This is a genomic window from Achromobacter sp. SIMBA_011, assembly GCF_046535435.1.
GTDB lineage: Bacteria > Pseudomonadota > Gammaproteobacteria > Burkholderiales > Burkholderiaceae_B > Achromobacter > Achromobacter dolens.
The window spans coordinates 33915-50449 of sequence record NZ_JAWRWN010000011.1; the positions used below are offsets into that span (position 1 = coordinate 33915).

Below are 16535 nucleotides of genomic sequence, written 5' to 3' on the forward strand. Positions count from 1 at the left end.
ATTACTGCGCCTCGATCTTGGCCGCCTTGACCAGCGCCCCGTATTTGCGCGCCTCGGCGGCCTGCGAGGCCACCGGATCCAGATCCGGCTGCGCCAGCACGCCGCCGGCCTCCAGCATCTTGGCGCGGAATTGTTCCGACTTGAGCGTATCGGCCAGGGCCTCGCGCAGCTTGGCGGCCACCGGCTCGGGCAGGCCGGCCGGGCCGTACAGCGAGAACGTGATGCTGAGGTCGACCGCCTCGAACCCCGGGGTCTCGGCCAGCGCCGGAATGTCAGGCGCCACCGCCGAACGCTTGGGCTGCGTCACGCCCAGCGCCACGATCTTGTCGGCACGCACTTGCGGCAGGCCCGAGGACAGCACCAGCACGCCGAAATCCAGTTGGCCGCTCATCAGGTCGGTCACCAGCGGCGACACGCCCCGGTAAGGAACATGTTCAGCGCGCGTATTGGTTTCCTGGTTGATCATCTCGCCGGCCAGGTGCAGCGTGGTGCCGACGCCGGACGAGCCGTAGTTGAAGCTGCCCGGCGCGGCGGCGCGCAGCTTCTGCAGGTATTCGGCGGCGGTCTTCACGCCGGAATTCTTGCTGGCCGCCAGCATCATGGGCTGCGTGGCGATCACGCCCAGGGCGGTGAAGTCCTTGGCGCCGTCGTACTTGACGGCGCTGTTGATCATGCGGGCGACCACCATTTCATTGGTCGAGCCCAGCAACAGCGTGTAGCCGTCCGGCGTGGCGCGGGCCACGCGCTGCGCGCCGATGGTGCCGCCGGCCCCGCCGGCGTTCTCGACCACCACGCTCTGGCCGATGCGCTTGGCCAGCTCCTCGCCGAACAGACGCGCGGTCAGGTCGACGCTGCCGCCTGCCGGATAGCCGACGATCAACGAGACCGGGTGGTCGGGGTAACCGGCGGCGATGGCCGGCGAGGCGATCAACGAAACGGCGGCACAGAGCGTGACCGACGCGCCGCGCAAGGCGTGCGGAACGAATTTCATGAATTTCTCCCTGGGGTGCTGAGGTGGACGGCGGCGCCGTCTCGTTCGAGTTTCGGGAGACATTCTGCGCGTGGGCCGGCGGCATGATGTGCCAAGTCGGCACATTTCCGTGCTAATTCAGATTGCCGCCGGCCTGCCCCTGCGAGCAATGACGCGCCGCTTCAGGCCTTGCGATTGGCGGTGGCTTCCCAAGCCGCCTCGGCGAGGTCGGCCAGGCGCGCCCGCGAGCGGTACAGCCGCACCTCGAAGGCGATCTCGTCGCTGCGGCCGCCCAGCGACACCAGGACGCCGCGGCGACAGTCGGCCGCCACCATCGACCAGGGCAGCCAGGCCACGCCCAATCCCTTGAGCGCCGCGCCATGCGCGGCATCGAGCGAATCGATGCGCACGAACGGCGTCAGCGCATAGGGCGTGGATTCGAGCCTGTCGCCCAGGATGCGCTCCATCGACAGGCCGCCGGCGTAGGTAATCAGCGGCGCCGGCTGACCGCCCTCGCTCAGCACATAGCGGGCGCGGCCGCGGCCATCGGCCTGGCTGACCGGCACCAGCTTGTCGGTGCCCAGCGTCATGTAGCGATAGCGCACCGGGTTGAGCTGCATGGACAGGGCTGGATGCTCGTAGCAGCACAGCAGGTCGACCTTGCCCTGCTCCAGACGCATCGCCATGTCTTCCATCTTGCCGGTGGAAATCTCCAGTTGCGTGCCTTCGGTCAGCACCTTGGGCGCGCGATGGCGCAGCCGCGCGATCCAGTCGCCCACCACGGTACGCGACAGGCTGCGGCCGGTGGCGATGCGCAGCACCGCCTCGCCGCCCGCGCCGGAACTGCGGATGCGATGGCGCACCAGGCCCATCTGCTCGACCACCTGGGTGGCGGTCTTGAGCAGCGCCTCGCCCTCGGCGGTCAGCGTCACCGGCACGCGCTGGCGCTCCACCAGCGGCGCGCCGGCCCAGGCCTCCAGCGCGCGGATCCGGCGCCCGAAGGCCGGATGCGTGACGTGCCGCGCCTCGGCGGCGCGCACGAAGCTGCCGCTCTGCGCCAGCGCAATCAGGTCTTCGAGCAGTTTCAGGTCGGCCATGGCGCGCCCGTGTCCGTGAACGCGCTCAGGCTTGCGCCAGGCCCATCATCGCCAGGGTGGCGCGGGTCAGATCGCTGGCCGGGTCCTCCAGTTCGTTCACCAGGTCGAAGTGGTTGCAATGCGGCGTCGGGATGCGCGTGGCCTGCAGGCCGGCGCCGGTCCAGGCGCGCTCGAAGGCTTCGGTCTGGTTCTTGAACCCTTGCGTCTCCAGGCCGCCGACGGCCAGCAACATGGGGCCGGCGCGTTCGGGCAGGTTGAAGATCGGGCTGTGGCGCGCGGCCTGCTCCGGCGTCAACTGCAACCAGGTATTGGGCAGCACGTCGCACAGCGGTCGCAAGTCGAACAGGCCGCTGAGCGCCAGCGTGCCCTTGACCACGTCATCCGGCACGCCGTAGCGCGCCGGCCAGGCGGGCGCGGCCAGCATCGCCGCCAGATGCCCCCCGGCCGAACTGCCGCCGACGTAGATACGCTCGGGATCGACGCCGTACGTCGCCGCGTTGTGGTACAGCCAGGCCAGCGCCGAGCGCATCTCGCGCACGATTTCCGGCAGCGTCGCTTCGGGCGCCAGGGTGTATTCCGGCACCGCCACCGCCGCGCCGGCCGCGTTGAAGGCCTCTGCCATCACAGGCGCGTCTTCCTTGCGCTGCGCGCGCCAGTAGCCGCCGTGGATGAACACGAACAGCGGCGCCGGGCCGCGGTTCGCCGCCGGCAGGAACAGGTCCAGCCGCTCGTCCTGACCCATGCCGTAACGCAGGTTCAGCAGGCCGGGGCGGCGCGATTTCACCGCGGCGGCCGACTCGGCGTAACGGCGCACGCAGGCGTCGAAGTCCGCCACCGACTCGCGGGCGTTGTATTGCACCTCGCGCTCGGCGATGGTGGGGAAAAAGAGATCGATGTCCGCGTCACGCATGAATGGCCTGCCTGTCGTCCTGGGAAATGATGTGTTCGATGAATTGCGCCGTCTTGCGGTAATGCGCCGCCAGCATCGCCACCGAGCCTTCGACGTCGCGCGAGAGCGCGGCATCGAGCAACTGGCGATGCTCGTCGTCGACATTGCGTTCGGGGCCGTAGGCGGTGGCGCCGGCGCGCGCCGGGCGCCGGTAGCGTTCGGTCTGCGCATACAGTTGTGTGGACAGGTCCAGCAGCCAGTGCGAGCGGCAGGCGCCGATCAGCGCGTGGTGGAAGTCCAGGTGGCGCGCCTCGAGCGATTCCTCCAGCTCCTGGCTGGGCGGCACGGCCTCGCCGGCGCGCTGCGCGGCCAGCGTCAGCGCGTGGTAGGCGCCGACCAGCCGCGCCTCCCAGGCGTCATCGGCGTTGGCCAGCGAGCGCCGCAGAGCGTCGCAATCGATCAGGATGCGGGTCTCGCAGGCGTCCCACATTTCCTCGACCGACAGCGGCGCGATGCGAAAACCGCGCGAGGTGGTGGTGATCACCATGCGTTCGCTGCGCAGCCGGTTCAGGGCTTCGCGGATCGGGGAAAAGCTGCTGCCGTAGCGTTGCTTGAGCAATTCCAGGCGCAGCGACTGGCCAGGCGCGAACGCCCCGCTCATGATGTCGCGCCGGAGCAGGCGGTAGACCTGCTCGGACAGCGTGATTTCCTCTACCTCGGCGTTCCCGTCGGCGCCGGGCTCGTCCTGGCGGGAAGCTTTGATTCTTGGCTTCAACGTGCTCTCCAGATGTCAGCGGCCTTGAGGCCGGGGCCGGCGGGCGCTCAGGCGGCCCATTCTACCCGCGGCCCGGTCGCCCCTAGCCGCGCGCCTCGGGCAACGGCTCGAAGTCTCCGTCCAGGTCGGCGGCGCCCGATTCGGCCAGGTCGTCATAGCGCGCCGCCTGCAGCGGCCGCCGGTTCACGCGCAGGTCGAACACGTCGAAGCGGTTGTAGTGGCCGACGATGTCGTGCATCTGGCGCGGCTGGATGCAGCGCGACAGGTCGATCTCGGCGTAGACGATGCCTTCGTCGTCGATCAGCGGTTCGCCGATGACGCGGCCGTCCGGCCCCAATATTCCCGAAAACGCGCTGTTGCGGCGCGCCAGAATCTCGCGCGCTTCCGGATGGCTGGCGCTGATGGCGTCCTGGATCTCGGTGGAAATGGTCGAGCACGACACCACCGTGAACACCTTGCCCTCGAATGAATGCGCCGCCGCCCGCAGGCGGATGGCCTCGGCCATGTCGTAGTCGGGCGGCGCCACCGGCAGCGAGATATAGCTGGCGACGTGCACCATCTCGCCCTGCGCCAGCAGCGAGAAGCGCGCCAGCGTGTTGGTGTTCTCGCCGCAGGCCAGGCCGCCGAGCTTGCCGACGGACGTGTCATACACGCGCAGCGACTCGCCGTCGCCGTGGGCCCAGGTCAGCTTCTCGGCCCAGGTCGGCACCAGCTTGCGGTGGCGGCCCAGGACGCGGCCCTCTTCGTTGATGAAGACCATGGTGTTGTAGATCGTGCCGACGCCATGCCGGCTGCGCTCGTTCACCCCCACCACCACGTTGACGCGGTGCTGGCGCGCGGCCTGGGCGATGCGGCGGATCTCCGGCCCCGGCAGCTCGATGGCGCTCTTGCAGAGCTTTTCGAACCACGGGCTGCCCTGCACCGGGTTCATCACCCAGCTCCAGTAGGGATAGGCCGAGACGAACACTTCGGGAAAGGCCACCAGGCTGGCGCCGTTGCCGGCGGCCTCGGCGATCAGCGCGCAGGTCTTGTCGACGGTGGCGTCGGTGTCCAGGAACACCGGGGCGGCCTGGACGGCGGCGGCCTTGAAAACGGGCAGGTTCAACATGCGTGTGCTCCTATTGCGGTCAGATGCCGAGATAACGTTGCGCCAGGTCGGGCTGCGCGGACAGTTCCGCTGGCGCGCCCGACCAGGCCACGCGGCCCTTGTCGACGATGTAGTGACGGTCCACCAGCGTCGCCATCTCGGGCAGGTTCTTGTCGATCACCAGGATGGTCTGGCCCTCGGCCTTCAGCGCCCGCAGGCAACGCCAGATTTCCTGGCGGATCAGCGGGGCAAGCCCTTCGGTGGCCTCGTCCAGGATCAGCAGCTTGGGATTGGTCATGAGCGCGCGGCCGACCACCAGCATCTGCTGCTCGCCGCCCGACAGCGTGCGCGACGACTGCGCGCGGCGCTCCTTCAGGCGCGGGAACAGCGCGTAGACCCGCGCCAGGTCCCAGCCACCAGGCGCGGCGCGCGAGGTCGCCACCAGGTTCTCTTCCACCGACAGCGAGCCGAACACGCGCCGCCCTTCCGGCACCAGCCCCACGCCCAGCCGCGCCACCGCGCTCGGCGCGGGCCGCGCCAGCGTCTGGCCGCGGAACTGGACCTGTCCGCCGGTGGCCGGCAGCATGCCCATCAGCGTCTTGATGGTGGTGGTCTTGCCCATGCCGTTGCGGCCGATCAACGAGATCACCTCGCCCTCGGCGGCCTCGAAGGCCATGCCGAACAGCACCTTGCTCGATCCGTAGCCGCCGGTCAGGCCCTCAACCTTCAACATGTTCTTCTCCCAGGTAGGCGGCGCGCACTTCCGGATGGCGCCGCACCTCGTCGGGCGCGCCGCTGAACACCACCTTGCCGTAGACCAGCACGCTGATGCGGTCGGCCAGCGCGAACACGGCGTCCATGTCGTGCTCCACCAGCAGGATGCCGTAGTCGCCCTTCATGCCCAGCAGCAGGCGCGTCATGCGCGCGGATTCCTCCGGCCCCATGCCGGCCATGGGCTCGTCCAGCAGCAACAGGCGCGGCGAGCGCGCCAGGGCCACCGCCAGTTCCAGTTGGCGCTTCTCGCCGTGCGCCAGATCGGCAGTGCGCACGTGGCGCCGGTCCGCCAGGCCGACATGGGTCAGCCATTGCATCGCCTGCGCCTTCAGGCCGGCGTCGCGGCGCGGATCGGACCAGGCGCCAAAGGCGCGGCCGCCCTTGAGCATGCTGGACAGGATGACGTTTTCCAGCGCGGTGTATTCCTGGCACAGCTCGGTGATCTGGAACGAGCGGCCCAGTCCCAGGCGGGCCCGCTCGAAGGCGCGCAGCGCCGTCACGTCGCGTCCGTCCAGTTCGATGGTGCCCGAGTCGGGCCGGATCTCGCCGCAGATCTGCGCGATCAGCGTCGACTTGCCGGCGCCATTCGGGCCGATGATGGCGTGGATCTCGCCGGCGCGCACGTCCAGGTCGACGCCGTTGGTGGCCACCACCGCGTCGAAGGCCTTGCGCAGCCCGGATAAACGCAACAGCGTCTGCATATCAGTCGTCCCCACTGTCGATGCCTCATCGGAATGCCGCGGATCCGGCTCCGCCGGTCCGCCGGCATGCCCCCTTGAGGGGGGCCCGCCAGAGGGGGAAGCGCGCAGCGCTCCGGGGGTGGTCTCAATCCGCATGGCGCGTCTCCAGGAGGCGGCCGAACAGGCCCTTCTGTCCCCACAGCACCACCAGCACCAGCACCGGCCCCATGTACAGCAGCCAATGCTCGGTCAGCGACGACAACATCTGCTCCAGCCCCAGGAACACCGCCGCCCCCGCGATCGGGCCCAGCAGCGTGCCGACGCCGCCGAGGATGACGATGGCCATCAGCTCGCCAGACTTGGTCCAGGCCGCCATGTCCGGCGTCACCAGCCCGGCATAGTTGGCCCACAGCACGCCGGCCAGCCCGGTGCCCATCGCCGACAGCACGAAGGCGCTCAGGCGGTACGGCGTGGGCGCCACGCCCAGGTTGATGGCGCGCCGCTCGCTCTGGCGCAGCGCCTGCAGCACCATGCCGAAGCGCGAGTTGGTAACTCGGATGCACAGCAGCGTCCAGAGGGTCAGCAGCGCCAGGCAGACGTAGTAGAACGTCAGCGGGTTCTCCAGGTTCAGGCCCGGCAGCACGTTGCGCTGCGAGATCATCAGCCCGTCGTCGCCGCCATAGAACTGCAGCGACACCAGGATGAAGTACACCATCTGCCCGAACGCCAGTGTGATCATGATGAACTGCACACCGCGCGTGCGCAGCGCCAGGTAGCCGAACAGCCAGCCTGCCAGCGCGCAAACCGCCAGCGCGATCGGCCACACCACCAACGCGGCGTTGCTGCCGGCCCAGCCGAACAGCGGCCCGGCTTCGGTGGTGTGGAAGGCGATGATGCCCACCGCATAGCCGCCCAGCCCGAAGAACATCGCGTGGCCGAAGCTGACCATGGCGCCGTAGCCGATCACCAGGTCCAGGCTGACCGCGGCCAGGCCGTAGATCAGGAAGCGCGTCACCACGCCGATCAGGAACGGCGTGTCGGTGGCCGCCGCCGCGCCCGGCAGCGCCAGCAGCAGGATCAGCCCGGCCAGCCCCCAGCGCGCGCGATTCGAAAGTGTCTTTGCCATCATCATCCTCGCGCCGGGAACAGCCCGCCCGGCTTGGCGATCAGCACGATCGCCATCAACACATAGATACTGGCCGAAGCCAGGCCCGCCGCCAGCGGATCCGCCGTGGCCGGCGAGAACACCGCGCCCAGCAGCTGCGGCAGGAAAGCCCGCCCCATGCTGTCGACCATGCCGACCAGCAGCGCCCCCGCCAGCGCGCCGCGCACCGAGCCCACGCCGCCGATCACGATGACCACGAAGGTGGTGATCAGGATGCGCTCGCCCATGCCGATCTCGACGGCCAGCAGCGGCGCCGCCATCACGCCCGCCAGCCCGCACAGCAGCGTGCCCAGGCCGAACACCAGGGTGTAGAGCTTCTTGATATCCACGCCCAGCGCATCGACCATTTCACGGTCGTCGGCGCCGGCGCGGATCAGCATGCCGATGCGGGTGCGGTTCACCAGCCACCACAGCCCCACCGCCACCAGCGCGCCGACCGCGATGAACGACAGCCGGATCAGCGGATACTGGAACCCCGGGGCCAGCGTCACCGCGCCTTCCAGAAACGACGGGATGCCGACCAGCGGCGGCCGCCGGCCGAAGATCAGGCTGACCGCCTCGTTCGAGAACAGCAGCAGGCCGAAGGTGGCCAGCACCTGGTAGAGGTGGTCGCGCTTGTACAGCTTGCGGATCACCAGCACCTCCACCGACAGGCCGTACAGCCCCGCCCCCAGCAGCGCCGCCAGCACGCCCGCCAGGAACGAGCCGGTGGTGCCGATGGCATAGGCCGCGCAATACGCGCCCACCATGTAGAAGGAGCCGTGGGTCAGGTTCACCACGCCCATGATCCCGAAGATCAGGGTCAGCCCGGCGGCGAGCAGGAACAGCATCGCGCCGAACTGCAGCCCGTTGAGCAACTGTTCGAAGAGCAATGTCATGACGGCATCTTGCAGAATTGGGCGTAGGCGTCCTTGTCATCGGACACCAGCTTGCGCACCAGGCGCGGCGACAGGCCGCCGTCGGCGTCCTTCTCGATGCGCATCAGGTACAGGTCCTGCACCGGATGCTGGTTGGTGTTCATGCTGAACTTGCCGCGCAGCGAGGCGAACTCGGGCTTGCGCAGCGCGGCGCGGAACTCGGCCTGGCGCGACAGGTCGCCGCCGGTGGCCTTCAGGCCGACGCCGATCAGCTGCGCCGTGTCATAGGCCTGCATCGCGTAATCGGTGGGCACGCGGCCATAGGCTTCCTTGAACGCCTGCACGAAGGCTTTGGACTGCGGATTGTCGAAGTCCTGCGACCAGATGCCGGTGATGTAGGCGCCCTGCGCCGCGTCGCCGGTGGCCTTGATCATGCGCGCATCCATGGAGAAGCTCGGCATCAGCATCGGCACGGTCTTGTTCAGGCCGGCCGCGGCATATTGCTTGACGAAGTTGATGCCGGTGCCGCCCGGATGGAACTGGTAGACGGCATCGGGCGCCAGCGACCGCACCCGCGCCAGCTCGACCGAGAAGTCCGACTGATCCAGCTTGGTGTAGATCTCGGCCACCACCTCGCCCTTGTAGGTGCGCTTGAAACCCTCGATGGCGTCGCGCCCGGCCTGGTAGTTCGGCGCCAGCAGCGCCACGCGCTTGTAGCCCAGCTCGTTGGCGGCCACGCCGCCCGCGGTGTGGAAGGCATCGTTCTGGTACGAGGCCACGAAATAGTTCGGGTCGCACTTCTCGCCGGCGAAGCTCGACGGGCCGGGGTTCAGGCTGACGTAGAACGCGCCCGACTTGACCACGCCCGGCGCCACCGCCGCCAGCACATTCGAAAAGTTCACGCCCGTGAACAGCTTGATGCCCGACTGCAGCATGCGGTCGGCCGCCTGCTTGGCGTTGGCGGGCTTGAGGCCATCGTCCTCGATCACCAGCTGCACCGGCACGCCGCCCAGCTTGCCGCCGCCCTGCTTGATCGCCAGATTGAAGGCGTCGCGCTCGTCCTCGCCGATGTAGCCGGCCGGCGTCGACAGCGTGGCGATGAAGCCGATCTTGACTGGCTCCGCGGCGTGCGCGATGCCCCCCAGCGTCCAGGCCAGGCCCGCCGCCAACATGGTTTGCTTGATCATTGTTTTCCCCTTGGAGACCGCCGCGCCCGCCGTTTCGTGGCGGGCGCTGGAATTTCGCCTAGACCGCCACCACCGGATGCCGCAGCGTGCCGATGCCTTCGACGCACGCCACCACCACGTCGCCCGGCCACAGCCACTCCTGCGGCTTGCGGCCCGCGCCCACGCCCTCGGGCGTGCCGGTGGCAATGATGTCGCCCGGCTCCAGCGTGATGCCGGCGCTGATGTCCGAGATCAGGAACGGCACCTTGAACAGCATGTGGCGCGTGTTCGAGCCCTGCTTCTTCTCGCCGTTGACCGTCAGCCACAGGTCCAGCACCTGCGGATCGGGAATCTCGTCGGCCGTGACGATGCAGGGGCCGAACGGCGCGTAGGTATCCTGGCCCTTGGAATAGATCCACTGGCCGGCGCGGCGGCAGTCGCGCGCGCTCATGTCCAGCATCACGCTGTAGCCGAACACGTACGACAGCGCGTCGGCCTCGGCCACGCGCGTGGCGCGGCGGCCCATGATCACCGCCAGTTCGACTTCCCAGTCCAGTTGCTGCGTGATCTTGGCGTTGTGCTCGATGGCGTCGCCCGGGCCGATCACGGTGGTGGGCGGCTTGGAGAAGATCACCGGCTGCTTGGGCAGGTCGGCCGAGGTATCGAGCGTGCGGCTCGACTCGGCCACGTGCTCGACGTAGTTCAGGCCGATGCCGAAGATGTTCTTGCGCGGACGCGGAATCGGCGCCAGCAGCTTGACGTTCTCCTGCGGCAGCGCGGTGCCCACGGGCCAGGCGCCGCGGTACGACTCCATCAGCTTCGAGGCCTGCGCCACCGCCACCGGGCCTAGGTCGATGAAGGCCAGCATGTCGTCCGGCAGCGCGACGCCGCCGGCCTGCCCCAGCAGGGCCAGGTCGATCACATAGCCTTCGGCCAGCGCGCCCAGGCGGGCGGCGGCGGTGGGATGGGCGCGAAAAGTTACCAAGCGCATAGGAACTCCAGGAAATTCAAGACGAGTTGAGACAGGCGCCCGGCCTGCGCCGGGCGGCGGATGAAAATTCGATGGGATTGGCGCCGGCCGCTAGATCAGTTTCTGGTGACCGTCGTTGTCCTTGACCGCTTCCTCGCGGTAGAGCGCCAGCGATCGCATCACCGGCAAGTCGTTGAAGCAGAACAGGCAGGCGTCGTCGCTGGACGACAGGTTGGCGTGCTCGTGCACGGCCCACGACGGCACACAGAAGATGTCGCGCTCGGTCCAGTCGTAGCGTTTGCCGTCGATGACCGAAAAGCCGCTGCCCTTGGCCACCTGGTAAAGGAAGCTGCCGGTGTGGCGATGGGCCCTGGTGTGCTCGCCCGGGCGCAGCAACTGCATGCTGGCGCCGATGGTCGGCATGACCGGGCCGCCGGTGGCCGGGTTGACGTACTCCATCAGGATGCCGTCATAGGGGCTGCCCGCCGACACCCGCGCGTGGCGGCGCAGCGCCTCGTAGGTGGGCTCCCATTCGTACTTGAACAGCGGCGAATACGGCTTGGTCCAGCCCGTCGTCTGCGGCCGCAGCGCCGCGCTGCCCCACAGCGCGCTGGTGTCGTCCACCGGGTGCGTCACGGTCTGGTTCAGGTCGGGATGCACGGCGTAGAAGCCGGCCTCGAAGGCGTTGACCAGCGGAATGTCCAGGCCGTCCTGCCAGATGCAGGTGGTGCCATCCTCGGCCACGCCGTGCTCGTGCCAGGTGCCGTTGGGCGTGAGCACGAAGTCGTTCGCGCCCAGCGTCATCTTGTGGCCGTCCACCACCGTGAACGCGCCCTTGCCTTCCATGATGAAGCGCAGCGCCGAATGCGAATGCTTGTGCGCCGACGCCAGCTCGCCCGGCCGCATCACCTGCAGGCCCGAATACAGCCAGCCGACCGCGGCGGCGACGTCGCGCCGGCCCGGGTTGTTCAGGTAGATCACGCGGCGGCCCGCTTCCTCGGGCGACACCAGCTCGGCCGAACGCAACACATGGCCGCGCAGTTCCTGGTAGCGCCAGACCACCGGCACCGACGCCGAACGCGGCGCCCAGGGCTCGATCTTGTTGGCCACCGTCCAGAGCGCGCCCGTCTCGAGCCGGGCCAGATCCTGGTAATAGGCGATGCGCTCCGGTGAATCCGCCACATTGGCGCGACCGGCGGTGTCTTCCCGATAGGCGTCGTACCTGTTCGCTTCCATCCCTTGCCTCTTTTTTATAAAAATCAAAAGATTTTCGAAAATATTAGAGGTGGCGGCCGGATCGGGCAATGATTGCGCGCTAGGGGTTTTCCTGGGGCCCGTCATCCGCCTGGAAAAAAACCAGCGACGAATCCGAAAATACTGTACAAAAACACAGTTCGACGTGCTACATTGCGCTCGCCCGAAAAACGTCTTCCAGGAGACTCCTGTGTCCGAAGCCGCTCAAATCGCCCAGACCCACGTCGTCCAATACATCGTCGTTCCCTACCGTGCCGCCGCCAATGGCGTGGCCCCCGGCGAAATCCGGCCCGCCAGCAGCGAGTTCGGCGCCATCCGCATCGCCAACTCCATGGCCGGCAAGTTCGCCGGCGTCGCCGCCTACGAGGTCATGATCGACAAGGAAACCGGCGACATGGAATCGCCGCGCATCCTGGCGCAGATCGGCACCGTGCCGTCGTTGGACGACTGACCTGGCCGCAACTGCCGCGCCAATGCAAACGCCGCCAGCGCCGCATCGCGGTGCCGGCGGCGCATGAACCGCTGAGCATGTGCCCATCCCGCCGAAGTTGGGGTGAGCGGACTGAGAGTGGAGCTAGGGAGGTGACCGCCGCTTAGAAGCGGTGACGCACGCCCACCATGCCGACGGTGCTCTTCACGCCATCGATGAACGCGAAGTTCGTGGCGTACGAACCCAGCGCGTACAGGTTGGTGCGCTTGGACAGGTTGTAGGTGTAGCCCAGGCTGTAGATGTTCATGGTCGCGTCGTCGCCGGTCAGCTTGGGGTTGTTGGCGTCGGCACGCTGCCACGAGGCCAGGATGCTGCCAGCGCCACCAACGGTGGCCGACAGGCCGAGCAGGTACGAGTTCGACTTGAAGTCCTTGGCAACGACGTTGCTGCCGAAACTCTTGGCTGCCGGGCTGCCGCCGCCGAAGGCATTGAGCGACCGCCCGGAGAACCAGCCGTCGCGCGTCTGTCCATAGGCCACCGCCAGCTTGATCACTTCGAAGTTGTACGACCCGCCGATGATCCACTGCTTCGGCTTCTCGTCGGTGCCGAGCTGGTTGGCCCTGTTCAGTTGGTCATACGTCAGTGCCAGGATCATTGGGCCGTTGACGTAGCGCAGGCCTGCCGTGATGGCACGGGTGTTGTCTGCGGTACGGAACCCGGTCTGCGACGGGTTGCTCTTGCGCGTGCCATCGGCATTGAACCGGGCTGCGCCGTCTTTGGTATCGTCGACGCTGAACGAATAACCCAAGCCAACCTGGAAGCCGCTGAACGATGGGGTCTGGTACATGACCATGTTGTCGTGGCGGACTGTGTTGGCGGCACTGAAGGCGGTGCCGACGCTGGCCTGGCCGTAGCTGGTGCCGAACGGATTGATCGAGGCAAAGTACTTCGAAGCGATGTTGGTCTGGCGCCCGAATTCCAACAGGCCCAAAGAATCCCCCTTCAGACCGACAGTGGCTTGGCGGCCGAACAGGCGGCCGCTCTGGCCCGACCGGCCGTTGGCCGAGTTGAAGCCGCTTTCCAGCGTGAACACGGCGCTCAGCCCGTCGCCCAGGTCTTCGGCGCCACGCAGGCCCCAGCGCGAACCGCTGGACACGCCGTTGGCCATGCCAACCTTCGATTCCTTGTAGCCGTCGTTGCCCTTGATGCGCTGGAAGCCCACGCCGGTGTCGATCAGGCCGTATAGCGTCACCGAGGTTCCCGCCTGCGCCACGCCGGAAAACGCGACGCAGAGAGCGGTGAGGAGCAGAGCTTTTTTCATTGCAGATTCCCGTGGGTTGACAAGGCATGCGTATGCGGATCGACACGCCACCAGGCGGCAATTTCCGCGCATGACTGGAACGATTCTAGGAACGCTGCAACTCAGCCATTTTGAGCGCTATCAGCATCGACTCGGCGCTTGACCGAAATCAGACGTGTCCGAGTCAGGGAACCGACAACCGCCTGGACATCGTCCTCGCGACACGGCCAGCCATCGCAATATGCCTGGAACGGCGACGCCGTTGCTGGCCGCCCGACCGACCAAGGAAAACGGCCGACGCGCAACAAACAAAACGCCGCCGGCATCTGCATGCCGGCGGCGCGCATGCCGCTTCGGGGAGCTCATCCCACACAGGGTTGGGGTGAGCGGACTGAGAGTGGAGCTAGGGAGGTGGCCGCTTTTTTCGCGTCTGTGGCCGGGTAAGACGCCCAGTCCGCTCAATGCAACCGCGGCGTCCGGCGACGCGCAACCCGCGCACGCCGCCGGATCGCTGGCCGCCGCTTAGAAGCGGTGACGCACGCCCACCATGCCGACGGTGCTCTTCAGGCCGTCGACGAACGCGAAGTTCGTGGCGTACGAACCCAGCGCGTACAGGTTGGTACGCTTGGACAGGTTGTAGGTGTAGCCCAGGCTGTAGATGTTCATGGTCGCATCGTCGCCGGTCAACGTGGTGTTGTTGGCGTCAGCACGCTGCCACGAGGCCATGATGCTGCCCGCGCCACCGACGGGAGCCGACAGGCCGACCAGGTACGAATTCGACTTGAAGTCCTTGGCCACGACGTTGGAGCCGAAGCTCTTGCCCGACGGGTTGGCGGCGCTGCCGAAGTTGTTGAGCGACTGGCCGGTGAACCAGCCGTCACGCGTCTGGCCGTAGGCCAGCGCCAGCTTGACCACTTCGAAGTCGTACGAACCGCCGATGATCCACTGCTTCGGCTTCTCGTCGGAACCGAGCTGGTTGGCCATATTCAGTTGGTCGAACGTCAGGGCCACGTTCAACGGACCGTTGGCGTAGCGAATACCGGTGGTGATAGCGCGGGTGTTGTCGGCGGTCTTGAACCCGGTCTGCGCGGCGGTCGTGTCGGCCACGTTGAACGAGTAGCCCAAGCCGAATTGGAAGCCGCTGAACGACGGGGTCTGGTACATGACCATGTTGTCATGGCGGACCGTGTTGGCGGCGCCGAAAGCCGCGCCGACGTTGGCCTGGCCGTAGCTGGCGCCGAAGGGATCGATCGCGGCAATGTACTTCGACGCGATGTTGGTCTGGCGGCCGAATTCCAGCAGGCCCCACGAATCAGCCTTCAGGCCGACGGTGGCTTGGCGGCCGAACAGGCGGCTGCTCTGGCCCGACAGACCGTTGGCCGAGTTGAAGCCACTTTCCAGCGTGAACACGGCGCTCAGGCCGTCGCCCAGGTCTTCGGCGCCACGCAGGCCCCAGCGCGAACCGCTGGACAGGCCGTTGGACATGCCAACCTTCGATTCCTTGTAGCCGTCGTTGCCCTTGATGCGCTGGAAACCGATGCCGGTATCGATCAGGCCGTACAGCGTCACCGAGGTCTCAGCATGTGCAACACCGGACAGCGCGGCGAACAGAGCGGTGACGAACAGAGTCTTTTTCATTACAGATTCCCGTTGATTGAACAGACATGCGGAGCGGGTCGGCAAGCAGTGCGAGCCACGACACCGCGCATGACGGGACGAAGTCTAAAAACGCTGTATGTCAGTTTTTGGGACGCAGCCACAACTCGAACACAATCGGTGCCAAATCCGCATCGATCTGTCGTGCAACCACGACACACGACGTTATCCACGGCACGCGCCTATGCGTGTCACACAAGTGCGGTAACAAGGCAATTACCTGCCGCGGGATGCAAAGCGCCAGCAGGCGGTCTGCGCCTTGCTACCCGCGGAGATCTGGCTCGAATCGAACGATTCGATCAACGGCTGCCCATCGATGCAGGCCACGATGAACGTGGACTGCGTCGCGTAGCGGTACGCCAGCCGATGCGTGGCGCCCGGCTCAAGGCCGAGGCCTTGCGTGACGTATGTGCGCTTCGTGCGCGAGAACTCGCTGCCGCGCGATTGGCAGACCGTGCCATCGCGCTGCCCATTGGCGGCATAGACGTTGCAATAGCCGACCGCCACGGGCACCTTGCAGATATTGGTGTAGGTGATGTAGCCATCGGATGTCTGCCCGCGCTTCAGGCAATCACTGCGATTGGGACCGTATGCGAGCGCCTGGGTGCCTTGACCTGACTTGGCCGCGCTTGCATCCGCGCCCTGCGTTGGGGTCCTGCGGTCGGCCTGGCGCGCCGACGACCTGCTCAACTGCGCCACCTTCTGCGCCCAGGCCGTTTTCAAACAGCCCACCATGGGCGCCTCCGCTCCCTGCCGGCCAGCCTGCAGCGCCTCATACTTGCGCAGCGCCTCCTGCGCCTCGGCCAGCGTCGCGCCATTCAATTGCTTGTTGTGCCGATTTATCGCGCTCGCAGCGCCCGCGGCATTATTCGGTCCATAGATTTGCCGTATCTCCGCCTCGCAGACGGGTTTTGCAGGGGAGGCCGGCGGCGGATTGCCGGACGCTGCCCGCAGCGACTTCGGCGCCCACGGGACGATCTGCGGCGGAAAACCGTTTTTCCTCAGATTGCCAAGGCGATACTCATATTCCGAACGCAATGCATTGTCGTCCTTGTCCTCGCCCAGGCCCGCGATGGCGCAGTGATAGTAATGGGGGCTGCCGTAGCGTTCGCCGTTATCCTCGCGGTACTTGCCTATCCCCTTGAGATAATCGATCCATTGGACCCTGAGCGCTTTCCATGTTGCCTCATCGGCCCTTTCAACCTGGAATATCTCCGTTCGATAAAACTGGTCGGCGCCGATGCCCTCGCCAACGCGTGACAACAGGATCCCCGCCTCGCAATAGGCGGACGCGGCCACGGCGGCGTGCGCGGCCAGCATTCCGAACAGGAAGAAAAGCGGACGAACCACAATACCAATACGGAAGGAAAGCGCGCGCATAAAGCCCTCCAAGCGCAGTAAGCGGATTGGGACGATATTCCCAATCCGGCCGCCCCCGCATCTCCAGGATTGGGGATACGGCGGG

The 16535-nt window shown here is 66.9% G+C and carries 16 protein-coding genes; 1 reads left to right on the forward strand and 15 read right to left on the reverse strand.

The window, feature by feature from the left end:
* Position 1: 1 nt before the first annotated feature.
* From SB816_RS26760 to SB816_RS26815, 12 genes are all read right to left on the reverse strand, one after another.
* Entirely contained in the window at positions 2–991 is a 990-nt protein-coding gene (locus SB816_RS26760) for a tripartite tricarboxylate transporter substrate binding protein (protein WP_336236059.1), read from the reverse strand.
* Positions 992–1152: 161 nt separating this feature from the next.
* Positions 1153–2067, reverse strand: a complete 915-nt coding sequence (locus SB816_RS26765; protein ID WP_054503584.1) for a LysR family transcriptional regulator — start codon at positions 2065–2067, stop codon at positions 1153–1155.
* 25 nt (positions 2068–2092) lie between these two features.
* Positions 2093–2977 (reverse strand): alpha/beta hydrolase, encoded by an 885-nt coding sequence (locus tag SB816_RS26770; protein WP_175167208.1) that lies wholly within the window; start codon positions 2975–2977, stop codon positions 2093–2095.
* The gene (locus SB816_RS26775; protein ID WP_049070888.1) at positions 2970–3731 is read right to left on the reverse strand and encodes a GntR family transcriptional regulator; all 762 of its coding nucleotides are present in this window, start codon (positions 3729–3731) and stop codon (positions 2970–2972) included. The genes SB816_RS26770 and SB816_RS26775 overlap by 8 nt, the downstream gene beginning before the upstream one ends.
* 82 nt (positions 3732–3813) lie before the next feature.
* Positions 3814–4839, reverse strand: a complete 1026-nt coding sequence (locus SB816_RS26780; RefSeq protein ID WP_410547771.1) for a carbon-nitrogen hydrolase family protein — start codon at positions 4837–4839, stop codon at positions 3814–3816.
* Positions 4840–4858: 19 nt separating this feature from the next.
* Positions 4859–5551, reverse strand: a complete 693-nt coding sequence (locus tag SB816_RS26785) for an ABC transporter ATP-binding protein (protein WP_054503587.1) — start codon at positions 5549–5551, stop codon at positions 4859–4861.
* On the reverse strand, positions 5538–6293 hold the full coding sequence (locus SB816_RS26790) for an ABC transporter ATP-binding protein (RefSeq protein ID WP_049070886.1): 756 nt from the start codon (positions 6291–6293) through the stop codon (positions 5538–5540). The genes SB816_RS26785 and SB816_RS26790 overlap by 14 nt, the downstream gene beginning before the upstream one ends.
* Before the next feature lie 124 nt (positions 6294–6417).
* A complete protein-coding gene (locus tag SB816_RS26795; RefSeq protein ID WP_410547772.1) occupies positions 6418–7404 on the reverse strand; it encodes a branched-chain amino acid ABC transporter permease in 987 nt (328 codons plus the stop codon).
* Positions 7401–8315 (reverse strand): branched-chain amino acid ABC transporter permease, encoded by a 915-nt coding sequence (locus SB816_RS26800; RefSeq protein ID WP_410547773.1) that lies wholly within the window; start codon positions 8313–8315, stop codon positions 7401–7403. The genes SB816_RS26795 and SB816_RS26800 overlap by 4 nt, the downstream gene beginning before the upstream one ends.
* On the reverse strand, positions 8312–9481 hold the full coding sequence (locus SB816_RS26805; protein WP_059269127.1) for an ABC transporter substrate-binding protein: 1170 nt from the start codon (positions 9479–9481) through the stop codon (positions 8312–8314). Before SB816_RS26805 ends, SB816_RS26800 begins: the two co-directional genes overlap by 4 nt.
* Before the next feature lie 58 nt (positions 9482–9539).
* Positions 9540–10451, reverse strand: coding sequence for a fumarylacetoacetate hydrolase family protein (locus SB816_RS26810; protein ID WP_020925409.1), 912 nt, complete (start codon positions 10449–10451; stop codon positions 9540–9542).
* A 90-nt stretch (positions 10452–10541) separates the two neighbouring features.
* Complete coding sequence (locus tag SB816_RS26815) at positions 10542–11666, reverse strand: cupin domain-containing protein (RefSeq protein ID WP_410547774.1); 1125 nt, start codon at positions 11664–11666, stop codon at positions 10542–10544.
* A 208-nt stretch (positions 11667–11874) separates the two neighbouring features.
* Here SB816_RS26815 and SB816_RS26820 point away from each other — a divergent pair, with 208 nt between their 5' ends.
* Positions 11875–12135 carry a hypothetical protein gene (locus SB816_RS26820; protein ID WP_049070880.1) on the forward strand — a complete coding sequence of 87 codons (261 nt, stop codon included), beginning with the start codon at positions 11875–11877 and terminating at the stop codon, positions 12133–12135.
* A gap of 142 nt (positions 12136–12277) precedes the next feature.
* Here SB816_RS26820 and SB816_RS26825 read toward each other — a convergent pair whose 3' ends face one another.
* From SB816_RS26825 to SB816_RS26835, 3 genes are all read right to left on the reverse strand, one after another.
* Positions 12278–13435, reverse strand: a complete 1158-nt coding sequence (locus SB816_RS26825) for a porin (RefSeq protein ID WP_410547775.1) — start codon at positions 13433–13435, stop codon at positions 12278–12280.
* A 501-nt stretch (positions 13436–13936) separates the two neighbouring features.
* Positions 13937–15052 carry a porin gene (locus SB816_RS26830; RefSeq protein WP_410547776.1) on the reverse strand — a complete coding sequence of 372 codons (1116 nt, stop codon included), beginning with the start codon at positions 15050–15052 and terminating at the stop codon, positions 13937–13939.
* A gap of 234 nt (positions 15053–15286) precedes the next feature.
* Positions 15287–16450: a hypothetical protein gene (locus SB816_RS26835; RefSeq protein WP_410547777.1), complete on the reverse strand. Its 1164-nt coding sequence runs from the start codon at positions 16448–16450 to the stop codon at positions 15287–15289.
* Between the last annotated feature and the right edge of the window lie 85 nt (positions 16451–16535).